This window comes from Sarcina sp. DSM 11001 (assembly GCF_900101015.1).
GTDB lineage: Bacteria > Bacillota > Clostridia > Lachnospirales > Lachnospiraceae > CAG-791.
This window is the reverse complement of sequence record NZ_FNFZ01000019.1, coordinates 60974-73618: the sequence shown is the minus strand read 5'-3', so window position 1 is coordinate 73618 and position 12645 is coordinate 60974. Positions and strand designations below refer to the sequence as shown.

Below are 12645 nucleotides of genomic sequence, written 5' to 3'. Positions count from 1 at the left end.
GTAATGGACAGTTGACAATACCTGCTCTCTTCATCTGATAAGTCTGATGTAAATTTTTCTCTGACTCACAGAGTCGTCTTTCTCACATTCGTCGACAGGAAGCTCTGGTAACCGATCCATCCGTCGCCGACAGTAGTTCCGAGAATAGCTTCTTTGAAGATTTCCATCTTGGCGTCTGTGTTGTCAGCAAAATTAAGGGCAGCCGCTTCGATGATGGCAGGTTTTTTGGGCGAACCGAATTCAAACTCACCGTGGTGGGCGAGGATGCAGTGACGGACCTCTGCTGCCAGGACGGGAGGAAAATCTTCGATCTCTTTGATCTTTTCATTGATCATCTCGCAGCCGATGACGATATGGCCGATGAGCTGGCCCTCCTCGGTATAGTCATTGCGGGGAAAGGCGGAAAGCTCCCGGACCTTGCCGATGTCGTGGAGCAGGGCGACGCTGACAAGGAGATCCCTCTTGAGGAGAGGGTAGCATTTGCAGTAAAAATGGCAGAGCTGCGCCACACCGAGAGTGTGTTCGCACAGGCCGCCGATAAATCCGTGGTGAACGGATTTCGCCGCGGAGGACTGTTTGAAGTCCCTGACAAATTCGGGATCATCGACAAAAAACATCTTCAGGAGCCGGTTGAGGTAGGGGTTCTCAATGGAATCCACAAACTTCAGGATCGTCCTGAACATGTCGTCTATGTTGCGGTCTGAAACAGGCAGGTAATTCGCCGGATCATACTCGCCCTCGTGGCAGAGCCTGGCCCTGCGCACATTGAGCTGGAGATGCCCCTGGAAGGTGATCACTTCCCCGGAGACCTCGGCATAATCCATCTCTCCGAATTCTCCGATCCCCATGCTGTCCGGATCCCAGATCTTCGCATCTATTGTACCGGTCTTGTCCTGAAAAGTCAGAGACTCATAGTTTTTCCCGGCCCGCGTGACCAGCGACTGTCTTTTTTTACACAGATAGATTTCCCTTACGCTGCTTCCGTCCCTGAGTTCACTGATGTAATGCATGTTCTGCTGCCTCTTTCTAAATAACAAATTTTTAAAAATATCCGGTTTTTAAATATCCAGTTTTTAATTATTCAGTTCTTCTAATAACCCGGTCTTTTTAAATACTGAGATTTTTAAGATCCGGTCTTTTTAAATCTCTATTTTAATATCTTTTTAAATAACTTTTTTTATATTTATATATGATATATATGAGCATTCCCGATATTAAACGAGTATTTCCGGGTATGAGTATTATTCCCGTGATACTTATCCGGGTTCCGGCTTTACTGCAGGCTGACGGGGACCTGCACCTCTTCAAAACTGCCGCCGTTGCGGCGCATGATGTGCAGAATGACATTCTGACCGGGTTCCGCATTTTCCAGCTGGACGATCAGTCCGGCCATATGCAGGATCTCCGTCTTTCCGAAACCGGTAATGACATCTCCCTTCTGGATACCTGCCGCCATGGCAGGGGAATCATCCTCTACATTTTTTACCCAGACTCCTGTAGGGATATCGTTTGCCTTGCTGATCTCAGGTGTGACGTCAATGCCGTTGATTCCCAGAAATGCCTTTGTCCTGCCGGCCTCCATGCGCCGGATGACGGGGCGCAGCTCGGAGATACCGACTGCGCAGAGCATATTGGGAACGCTGTTGTCCCGATACCGCATGTCGATCATGCCGATGACCTCTCCGTCGAGATTGATCAGAAATCCCGTCGCGTCTCCGCTGCCGTAAATGTCTGTCGTGAGCAGGCACAGATCGTTGTCCAGGATGTCAAGACTGTTGTCCGCGCCGGTAACATTGCCGTAGGTCACCGAGCCCGGGGTGCCGGTGGGGCTGCCGATCGCGATCACCGGCGCGCCGGTGATGATAGGACCCACAGACGATCCCATTTTTGCCTCCCGGATCAAAGCCCTGCCTCCCACCGGTACGGAAACAAGAGGGACATTCAGCATAGTGAGGCCGGTAACTTCATCTGTTCCGGCGATCCTGGCCTCAGTCTCTGTTCCGTCCTTAAAAGTCACCATGATCCGCTGGGCATCTGAAATCCGGCGGCTCTGTACCAGGATGAAGATACCCTCTGCGGATTTTTTTGTCACAAGGCCGGAAACCGTATTCTTATTCTCGTAGGAGTCGTTGAACCAGTCCATATCAGACGAAATGGCCGACACGGCGGCGATCATGCCGCTGCTCTCAGAAGCGAGTTCCTGCAGGGCGGAACTGATCCTTTTCTGCTGCTCCACGCCGATGATTTTTTCATCCAGGATCCCCTGCAGTTCTTCCCTGATCCATTCTTTTTCTTCTTTGGCTTCCAGCTTGCGCTCATTCTCGACCATATCCTCTGGAGTGAGCTCCTCATAGGGGTTTTCCTCCGGAAGCATCACCGTCTGGGCTGTGTTCTCACTGGGGTAAAGGATATTATTGATCACAGGCAGGAGGATCGCAAAGACGATGCAGGAGACTGTTCCAAACAGGATCGCGATCAGCGAAGTCTCCCTCGCCCGGCGCAGGAGTTTCCTGCGGTTCATAGGGCGCTTTTTGATCTCTTCATGCATGAAATCAACGATGCCCTCTGTATCCGCCTCTGTGTTTTTTATGAGATTTTCCGGGTCCTGCAGCTCTTTTTCATCCGCAGGAATCAGTCTGTTTTTTTCTTCCATCTGATCTGATTCCATGTTCTGTACAAATACATAATAACAGTTCCGGGACCGACGTACAGCCAACTGACGTTTGACTCGGGTTTTGTCATAAAGGGCCCACGAAACCCTCAAGGCTGGTCATGGAATGGCCAGTAACCAATCAGCAGTAGTTCAAGTATACTCTATTACAGGAAAAAATGAAAACTCCTTTTCGGTGTGGTATACTAAGGGGGATATTCTGTGTTGATTTGTATTGATTTGTGTTGATTCGTGTTGACAGATATTGATATGTCCAGATGATGTATCGATTGAAGATGTATTGATTTGATGTATTGATAAAGGAACCGGTCCTCTTATGAATGAAAAGGTACTTCACATCGTAGAATATGACAAGATCATTGCCAGCCTTGAGGAGCATGCAGATTCCCTGCCCGGCAAGAAGCTTTGCCGGGACCTTCTTCCCATGGATAATCTCTTTGATATTGAACATGCTCAGGCACAGACTGAGTCCGCGCTCTCCCATCTGTTCCGGAAGGGGTCTGTTTCCTTTGGCAACAACAGGGATTTCGGATATCTGTTCGGCGCCCTCTCGGTCGGCTCTTCCCTGTCAATGCCGGAGCTTCTGTATCTGGCTTCCTTTCTGGACAATGTCGGCAGGGTCCGCAATTACGGTATGAGCAAAGACGGCGGCCGGTCTGAGATTGAGATTACTGCCCGGGGAAATAAAAACAAAAACAAGGATAAAAAAACAGGCGCAGCAGGAACTGATCCCGTTTCTTCTGAAGATTCTGAAAAAGAGGAGACGGATGTCCTCTATGACCTCTTTGACTGTCTCTATCCGCTTCCCTCCCTGTCGGCGGAGATCCGCCGCTGCATCCTCTCAGAGGAACAGGTCTCGGATGACGCTTCTCCCGCCCTGCGCAAGATCCGGCGCGAGATGCAGCAGACCGGCGACAAGGTGCACCAGCAGCTGGCAAAAATGGTCAATTCCACCTATTCCGCCTATCTGCAGGACAGCGTCATCACCATGCGCGGAGACCGGTACTGCATCCCCGTCAAGGCTGAATACAAATCCCAGGTCCCGGGCCTGATCCACGACCAGTCCTCGTCGGGCTCCACTCTTTTTATCGAGCCCGCTGCCATCGTCAACCTCAACAACTCCCTCCGCGAGCTCGCCCTGCAGGAGAAAAAGGAGATCGACAAAATCCTCGCGTCCCTGTCTGCAGAGGCCGGCGATCATCTGATGGAGCTTAGGGACAACGCTCAGAATATGACTCAGCTGGACTTTATTTTTGCCCGGGCTGACCTCGCCATGGAGCAGAATGCCACCAGGCCTGTCTTTAATGACAAATATTACATCAACATCCGCAGGGGCCGTCACCCCCTGATCGATCCGAAAAAGGTCGTTCCGATCGATGTGGAGCTGGGTTCTGACTACGACATGATCATCATCACAGGTCCCAATACCGGCGGCAAGACCGTCACCCTCAAGACAGTGGGGCTTTTTGAACTCATGGGGATGGCAGGCCTTCATATTCCCGCGGGGGACAACAGCGAGCTGTCGCTTTTCCGGGAAGTCTTCGCGGATATCGGTGATGAACAGAGCATTGAACAGAGCCTGTCCACCTTTTCCTCCCATATGAAAACGATCGTGGATATCTTCCGTCGTGTGGACCGTCAGTGCCTGTGCCTGTTTGATGAGCTGGGTGCCGGAACAGACCCCACGGAGGGCGCCGCCCTGGCGATCTCCATCCTGAATTTCTGCCATATCCGTCATATCCGCACGCTGGCGACCACGCATTACGCCGAGCTCAAAGCCTACGCCATGCGCACAGAGGGCATCGTCAACGCCAGCTGTGAGTTCAATGTCGAGACCCTGCAGCCCACCTACCGGCTCATGGTCGGCATCCCCGGCAAGAGCAATGCCTTCGCGATCTCCCAGAAACTGGGCCTGCCGGGCTATATCATAGAGACGGCAAAGGAACAGCTCAGCCAGGATGCCCAGAATTTCGAAGACCTGCTCTCCGACTTGGAAAAAACCCGCCAGCAGCTGCGCGCGGAAAAGGAGGAATCCGCCCGCATACGGGCCTCCCTCGACAAGGAACGCAAGGCCCTGCGGGACCGCGAACTTCAATTTGAGAAAAGGCGTGAGGAGCTTCTGGAAAAAGCCAACATGGACGCCCGTGTCATTCTGGAAAAGGCAAAAGAGGAAGCGGACCAGGCCATCTCTGACCTCAGGAAAGCCGCCCAGAACGGAAAAAAGACCGGCGACCTCTCCTCGATGGAGCGCACACGCACTGCACTCCGCAACAAAGTCAATGAAAAAGCGTCAAAGCTCAGTGCCCGCAAGGAATCCTCCGCCCCGGCCGGGAAAAAGCTCAAGGCTTCCGATCTCCATATCGGCGACAGAGTCAGGGTAGTCTCCATGGGTCTCACCGGAACAGTCAGCGCCCTGCCGGACAGTAACGGCAAGGTGAACGTCCGCTGCGGTATCCTGCAGAGCAAGGTCGATCTGTCCGATCTGCAGCTGATTGCCGAGGACGCTTTCGGAAATCCTGCCGGCGCAGGCGCCTCGTCCCGTTCCGGCAGCGCCATCAAACGCGCCTTCCGCGACGCGGACAGGGCCGCCTCCTCGGGCAGGGAAATGGACCTCTCCCGGGGCTCTGCCGTCTCCCCCGAGCTCAATCTTCTGGGCCTCACCACGGATGACGCCATTTATAAGCTGGACAAATACCTGGACGAAGCCCGCGTCTCCCATCTGCAGAGTGTCCGCATCGTCCACGGAAAGGGGACAGGCGCCCTCAGAAATGCTGTCCACCAGTATCTCAGGAAACAAAAAGGGATCAAATCCTTCCGTCTGGGCGATTTCGGCGAGGGCGACGCCGGTGTGACGATCATCACATTGCGATAGGTCACACTGTAATAAGCCGTAATGCGTTAAGCGGCATTGACATAAGCCGCTATGTTATAGTCTCGCCCGCGAGTCTTGAATCCACCCTCAGCAAAACATATGGTATTGACTGGAGAAATACATGGTCGCTAAGAACAAAATCCTCATCGTAGACGACGACGCAAACATCGCCGAACTGATCAGCCTGTATCTTGCAAAGGAATGCTTCGACACAGAGATCGTCGGGGACGGGGAATCCGCTCTCCGCTCTGTAAAGAGCTATCAGCCTGACCTCATCCTGCTCGATCTGATGCTGCCTGGCATCGACGGATACCAGGTCTGCCGCGAGGTCCGGGCGTCTTCGGACATCCCTGTCATCATGCTCTCCGCCAAAGGAGAGGTCTTTGACAAGGTCCTGGGACTTGAGCTGGGAGCAGACGATTATATGGAAAAGCCCTTTGATTCCAAGGAGCTGGTCGCCCGCGTCAAGGCGGTGCTGCGCCGCTATAAGACAAAAGGGACTGCCTCAGAACCGGAGGAAGCCGCTGATAAAATCGTCTCTTATCCGGATCTGACCATCAATCTGACCAATTATTCTGTCACCTGCCGGGGACAGCATGTTGACATGCCTCCCAAGGAGCTGGAGCTTTTCTATTTCCTCGCCTCCTCACCGGGCAGAGTCTTTACTCGCGAACAGCTTCTCGACCGGATCTGGGGCTATGACTACGTCGGAGATACACGCACGGTGGACGTGCATATCAAGCGCATCCGGGAAAAGACCGGCAGCAGCCCCAACTGGAAGATCTCCACGATCTGGGGGATAGGATATAAATTTGAACAGCTGCATTAAAAAAGACAAAAAAGAAAGTAAAACAGAGGAGTGAAACAGGGACCGCCTGTTTCACTTCCTGTTTTACTCTTTTGAGGTCAGAGATATGCGAAAAACACTTTATTTCCGGATCATTCTGGCTTATCTGCTCTTCGGGATCTTTGGTTTCATCGCTGTCGCCACGCTTATTTCGAGAATGACGACGGAATACTGTATCCGCAGTACAGCCCGTACTCTGTACGGAGAGGCCGCCCGGATCTCTGACACATATGCCACAGACCTCTACAATTCCACAGTCTCCCTGGAATATGTGCAGTCCCAGATGGAAGCCCTCTCCGCCTACATGGGGACAGAGATCTGGATCCTCAATCCGTCCGGCCGCATGGTCGTCAATTCAAAACAGGCGCCTAGCCCGGAGAAAGAACTGATCGTAGAGGGTTTTGATTCAACGATCACTGCCGGAAATTATTATACGACCGGAGATTTCTTTAACTCCTTCGACAAAGAGGTCCTAAGCGTCGTAGCCCCGATCACCAGTGATTTCAAGATCCGGGGCTATGTGATCATCCACCTGCCCTCGGACGTGATCCAGAGACAGGCGGACAGCATGCTCAACATTTCCTACATCCAGCTTGTGATCCTCATTATCCTGTCCCTGATCATCCTCCTGATCTTCACAGAATATGTCTACCGTCCCCTGCGCCGTATCATCACAGCAGCGGAACAGTATGCCCTCGGAAACATGTATTTTCCCGCTCCTGTCGAAAGAGAGGACGAACTGGGATATCTTGCCGCCTCCCTTGGATATATGGCGGATACGATCGCCCGCTCGGAGGATGATCAGAAAAAATTCATTGCTAATGTCTCCCATGATTTCCGCTCCCCTCTCACTTCCATGAGGGGGTTTCTGGAAGCCATGCTGGACGGCACGATCCCTCCCGAAAGGTACGACCATTATCTGCGGGTAGTCCTGGGGGAGACAGAACGCCTCACCAAGCTGACCCAGGGCCTGCTGACCCTCAATAATCTCAATAGCGGCGGTATCCTTCTGCAGCGCACGGATTTTGACATCAATGCCGTGATCCGGTCTGTCGCGGCTTCTTTTGAACAGACCTGCCGGTCCAGAAACCTGCAGATCAGGCTCCTTCTCATGGGAAAACTCCTCTATGTCAATGCGGACCTGGAAAAGATCCAGCAGGTGCTCTACAACCTCGTCGACAACGCTGTAAAATTCAGCCGGGAAAATACCGAGATCACCATTGAGACCACAGAAAAGGGCGAGACCATCTTTGTCAGCGTCCGCGACAATGGTATTGGAATCCCAAAAGATGACCAGAAGCTCATCTGGGACCGCTTTTACAAAACCGACCTCTCCCGCGGCAAGGATAAAAAAGGGACAGGGCTCGGCCTGTCGATTGTCCGCGAAATCATCCGGGCTCACGGGGAAAACATCAACCTGGTCAGCACCGAGGGCGTCGGAAGCACCTTCACCTTCACCCTGCGCCGGTCTGACAGGAACGACGATCTCGATGACCGCGGCGAATATGAAATTTCTTAAATAGGGAAGAGGACAGCTTTCTGCAAAAAACAGGGGACCAGGAGACAATGAACTGTCTCCTGGTCCCTTTCAGTCTTCCTGAAATGAACTGTTTCCTAATCCCTTTCAGTCTTCCTGATCATTGGTCTTCCTGATTTTCAGCCTTTTTTTTCCAGTGCAGGCGGTGGAGCTCCCCTTCCCGCTCCAGGCCGGGAAAGCCATTCTGGCGCAGAGCCTCATAGAGGACGATGGCCACAGCGTTGGAGAGGTTCAGTGAGCGGATGTCATATCCCATGGGGATCCGGATACAGTCCTCTTCGTGGTCTGCCAGGATCTCCTCCGGGATCCCGGCACTCTCTCTGCCGAACATGATATAGTCGTCCGGACCAAAATCCGCCTCGCAGTAGAGGTGCTTGGCCTTCGTTGTCGCATACCACAGGCGGGGAGGGCGGTCCTGCTGTGTACTGGATCCGCTGCCGCTGCTGTCAAAATTTTCAAGCAGAAAATCTTCGTAATCCCGGTACCGGTGTACATCCAGCTTTGCCCAGTAATCCAGACCGGCGCGCCGGAGGGTCTTTTCTGTGATCTCAAATCCCAGGGGTTCGATCAGGTGGAGCGATGTATTGGTCGCAGCACAGCTGCGGCCGATATTTCCTGTATTTCCGGGGATCTCAGGTTCATGTAATACAATATGCATAGTATCTGTTCTTAATCGCGTAATACTCTTGATCGTATAATACTCTTGATCGCGTAATACCCGTGACTTCAGTCGCGGGATACGCGCGCAAGACTCGCGAGCCGTCTTGAATCTATTTTATTTTTCCCGGAGTCTTGTCACAAAACGGGAGAGTCTTGTCAGTGCCTTTCTGAGGTTATCAATGGAATAAGCATAGGAGATCCTCAAAAATCCTTCTCCGCTGTCACCGAAAGCCGTACCCGGAACGATGGCGACCTTTTCCTCCTCGAGAAGGCGGGTCGCAAATTCTTCGCTGGACAGGCCGAATTCCTTGATGCAGGGGAAAACATAAAAGGCTCCCATGGGCTCAAAGCAGGGAATGCCCATCTCGGAGAGCATGTGCAGAACAAAACGCCGGCGCTCGTTGTAGGATTCCCTCATCATGCGGACGTCGTCATCGCCGTTTCTGAGTGCTTCCACGGCGGCATACTGGCTGGTCGTGGGCGCGCACATGATCGCGTACTGGTGGATCTTGACCATCTGGGATATGATCTCCTGAGGTCCGCAGGCAAATCCCAGACGCCATCCCGTCATCGCGTAGGCTTTGGAAAAGCCGTTGACGACTACGGTGCGCTCCTTCATGCCGGGAAGAGAGGCGATCGATACATGGGGATTTCCTGTATAAGTCAGTTCTCCATAGATTTCATCGGAAAGGACGTACAGGTCATTTTTGATGATGATATCCCTGACAGCCTCCAGATCCTTCTTTTCCATAATTCCGCCGGTCGGATTATTGGGGAACGGCAGGACCAGGATCTTGGACCTGGGCGTGATGGCTGCCTCGAGCTCTTCCGGCATGAGCCGGAACTGATTTTCATTTTTCAGGTTGATGATCACAGGGACAGCATCCGCCAGAACCGCACAGGGCTCATAGGAAACATAAGAGGGCTGCGGGATCAGCACCTCATCTCCCTCATTGATCATTGCGCGGAACATCAGGTCGATCCCTTCCGATCCGCCGACTGTAATAAATACTTCCTTATCCCACTGATAGTCGATGTCCTGCGTCCGTTTCATGTAGGTGCAGATTTCCTCTCTCAGCTCCCTCAGTCCGGAATTGGAGGTATAGAAAGTCCTTCCCTTCTCCAGGGAATAGATGCCCTCATCGCGGATATGCCAGGGTGTGTCAAAATCCGGTTCGCCCACACCCAGGGAAATAGCATCCTTCATTTCACTGACAATATCAAAAAACTTACGGATCCCGGAAGGCTTTAATCCCACCGTTTTCTCCGACAGCACTTTTTTGTTATCCATAAATCATCTCCTGGTAACAGTCCCTGTACTAATAAATAACTCCATGAAACTCAGCCGGAAACACAGAAAGTTTTCTGTGGAACGCAGACAGAATCCTCTGAACCGGTCACGGAGAAACGAGCTCTCTCTGGTCCTCATGCTTTTTGGTCATGATCGTGCCGTGGTCCTTGTACTTTTTCAGAATAAAATGAGTTGCCGTGCTGATGACAGTATCCAGAGTGGAGAGCTTGTTGGTCACAAATCCGGAGACCTCTTTCAGAGTCTTTCCTTCAAGGATAACCATCAGGTCATAACCTCCCGAGATCAGATAGGTGCAGTCCACTTCCGGATATTTGTAGATGCGCTCAGCAATGTCATCAAAGCCCTTGCCCCTCTGAGGCGTCACACGGACTTCGATCAGGGCTGTAACGCGCTCGATCCCGGTCTTTTCCCAGTCGATCATAGTGTGGTAACCGCAGATAATGCCTTCCTCCTGCATCTCCTGCATGGCATTGAGGACCTCGATCTCCCCTGTGCCCAGCAGTACAGCCAGTTCCCTCATATCAATGCGGCTGTTTTTTTCAATGATCGTCAGAATTTTCTGTCTCAAAGTATCCATTATGATTCTCCCTTTTTCGTTGATACTATATTTACAATAATCCTGTTATCGACCTTTACAGCAGGAATATGCAGTAAAGATGAACAGTAAAATGGTTTTACATGTATCCAATGGATTTAATGTATCCAGTGGATTTATTTAAAAATGTTTATTTTATTCAGATGATCCCTGCCCATCAGAAAACAGAGGTTCACTTCCCTGATCTGCACTGCTTTGTCAGGGAATCCGAACCGGGTCTGTCCAGATGCCGGATCTCCTCCCCGTTCCGTAGGATCTTGTCCTTTGCCCCCGTAAGCCTGCCGATCCTGACCGAATAAAGGCCGCACTCCGTAAGCGTGCGGACGAGGCTCTCACCGTCCCGCGCAGCGATCAGGAGGCCGCCCCCTGACTGGAGCGCATAGGGATCGATGCCAAAATACTCTGTGATCTCGATGGTTTCCTGCAGGACAGGGATCAGCGGCAGATCCACTTCCATACCGCAGCCCGTTTTCTTACAAAGCTCCCACAGACCTGCCAGGATCCCGCCCCCGGCCAGACTGACCATCGGCCCGGCCCCGGCAAAAAAGGCTCTTTCGGCAGCTTCAGCTATGCAGAGTTCTGTCTCAGCCTTCTGTATTCTGTACAGAAGAGACCCCGAAAACCTGTCCGTCAGTTCTTCTTCATATTCAGTGGCAAGGATAAAGGTTCCTTCCAGTCCGGCGAAGCCCGCCATCACAATATCCATGCCCCTGCAATTCTGTATCTTATTGTCCTTTTCACGGATCGCTGTAAAAAAAGGGATTCCCGATGCCGTACCGATGACTACCGGACGCCTGACAAAGTCTGTCACCTCTGTACGGCCTTCTCTGACATCGATTCCCATAGAAAAGGCTGTCCGACAGATCTGCTTCATCAAACTACGAAGAAACTCTTCCTGGGTGCCTGCAGGCAGCAGGATCGTCGGAAAAAATTCTGTCGTCCTGATCCCCTGTGCCGCCAGATCATTTACGGCGGCGATCACCGCCAGCTCCCCGGCCCTTTTTTCACCAGACACGACCGGTACGGAAGTCACTCCGGAAGGCAGCCCTCCTTTACTGACCGGGATCCTCTGTCTCTCATGCAGGATCACATCCTGCACCGAGCGCTTTTTCACATTTTCATCGATCGTTCCATATCTGAGTTCCATCTGCCTGTGTACCCGCAAACTGTGTACCTGCAAATTGTAAGCCTGTAAATTGTAACCCGCAAAGTAACCCGCAAACTATGGATCTGCAAACTATAAATCTACAGACTATAAATCTGCAGACTGCGGGCCTGCAAATCCTGATCCCAATCTCTTAAGGGTTCCCGTCCATTATATCTGTCACTATTTGCCTTTGCAAGATGAATAAAAACTATGATAAGATAACCGATATGTTTAAAACCCGCCTTAATACACATCAACGTGGAGGTAAAATGTACAACAAACTTACTGAAAAAGATATTGAAGAGATGGAGAAAGAAATCGAGCACCGGAAGATCGTCGTGCGCCATCAGCTTCTGGAAGATGTCAAAACGGCAAGGGCTCAGGGCGATCTGAGCGAAAATTTCGAATATTATGCCGCTAAAAGAGAAAAGAATATTAACGAGAGCCGGATCCGCTACCTCGAAAGAATGATCCGCACGGCAAAGGTCATAGAGGATACACACGGGGAGGATGAAGCCGGGATCGGCAAGACGGTCACGATCTACATTCCCGAGGATGATGAGGAAGAGACCTACACACTGGTTAGCACGATGCGGCAGGATTCCATTCATGGTCTGATCAGCATTGAATCCCCTTTAGGAAAATCCCTGATCGGTCACCATGTCGGGGATACGATAAAGGTCCGTGTCAATGACAATTACAGCTATGAAGCCGAGATCCGTAAAATCTGTACGACAGGAGCAGCGGATGAAGCCGGGATCAGCAGGTATTGAAGCAGGGCCGAACGGGTCAAGTCAGAGCTGAAGCAGTTTCCGGCAGGTTTCACAGGTTCTGACACCCAGAGTCTGACAGGTTTATATTATCCTTGACTTTTGTTCTGCAAATCCGTATAGTATATAAAGTTGCACTTTAGTGCTTAAACGCGTAACACTTTAACTCATTAAAGTACTGATTAAAAGTACTGATAGTATTGCATGTGCAGGCAGAGTAAAAATACTCATTCA

10 protein-coding genes are annotated in these 12645 nt (G+C 51.6%); 4 read left to right on the top strand and 6 right to left on the bottom strand.

Annotated features, from left to right (window positions below; all coding sequences use genetic code 11):
- Positions 1 to 65 precede the first annotated feature (65 nt).
- Entirely contained in the window at positions 66 to 1010 is a 945-nt protein-coding gene (locus BLT02_RS11040; RefSeq protein WP_092995168.1) for a 3'-5' exoribonuclease YhaM family protein, read from the bottom strand.
- A gap of 263 nt (positions 1011 to 1273) precedes the next feature.
- Entirely contained in the window at positions 1274 to 2653 is a 1380-nt protein-coding gene (locus tag BLT02_RS11035) for a S1C family serine protease (protein ID WP_175453795.1), read from the bottom strand.
- 334 nt (positions 2654 to 2987) lie between these two features.
- Here BLT02_RS11035 and BLT02_RS11030 point away from each other — a divergent pair, with 334 nt between their 5' ends.
- The 3 genes from BLT02_RS11030 (at position 2988) to BLT02_RS11020 (ending at position 7909) form a co-directional block, all read left to right on the top strand.
- Positions 2988 to 5543: an endonuclease MutS2 gene (locus tag BLT02_RS11030; RefSeq protein ID WP_092995163.1), complete on the top strand. Its 2556-nt coding sequence runs from the start codon at positions 2988 to 2990 to the stop codon at positions 5541 to 5543.
- Between the two features lie 121 nt (positions 5544 to 5664).
- Positions 5665 to 6372, top strand: coding sequence for a response regulator transcription factor (locus tag BLT02_RS11025; RefSeq protein ID WP_092995161.1), 708 nt, complete (start codon positions 5665 to 5667; stop codon positions 6370 to 6372).
- 85 nt (positions 6373 to 6457) lie between these two features.
- The gene (locus BLT02_RS11020; RefSeq protein ID WP_092995159.1) at positions 6458 to 7909 is read left to right on the top strand and encodes a sensor histidine kinase; all 1452 of its coding nucleotides are present in this window, start codon (positions 6458 to 6460) and stop codon (positions 7907 to 7909) included.
- 118 nt (positions 7910 to 8027) lie between these two features.
- On the opposite strand, the gene BLT02_RS11015 is transcribed toward BLT02_RS11020, so the two are convergent.
- From BLT02_RS11015 to BLT02_RS11000, 4 genes are all read right to left on the bottom strand, one after another.
- Entirely contained in the window at positions 8028 to 8585 is a 558-nt protein-coding gene (locus BLT02_RS11015) for a tRNA (cytidine(34)-2'-O)-methyltransferase (protein WP_092995157.1), read from the bottom strand.
- 117 nt (positions 8586 to 8702) lie between these two features.
- Positions 8703 to 9878, bottom strand: a complete 1176-nt coding sequence (locus BLT02_RS11010) for a pyridoxal phosphate-dependent aminotransferase (RefSeq protein ID WP_092995155.1) — start codon at positions 9876 to 9878, stop codon at positions 8703 to 8705.
- A gap of 106 nt (positions 9879 to 9984) precedes the next feature.
- On the bottom strand, positions 9985 to 10467 hold the full coding sequence (locus BLT02_RS11005; RefSeq protein ID WP_092995238.1) for an Lrp/AsnC ligand binding domain-containing protein: 483 nt from the start codon (positions 10465 to 10467) through the stop codon (positions 9985 to 9987).
- A 199-nt stretch (positions 10468 to 10666) separates the two neighbouring features.
- Positions 10667 to 11659: an AIR synthase-related protein gene (locus BLT02_RS11000; RefSeq protein ID WP_092995152.1), complete on the bottom strand. Its 993-nt coding sequence runs from the start codon at positions 11657 to 11659 to the stop codon at positions 10667 to 10669.
- A 251-nt stretch (positions 11660 to 11910) separates the two neighbouring features.
- Between BLT02_RS11000 and greA the strand changes: the two genes are divergently transcribed.
- Positions 11911 to 12414, top strand: a complete 504-nt coding sequence (greA, locus tag BLT02_RS10995) for a transcription elongation factor GreA (protein ID WP_092995149.1) — start codon at positions 11911 to 11913, stop codon at positions 12412 to 12414.
- Positions 12415 to 12645: the final 231 nt, after the last annotated feature.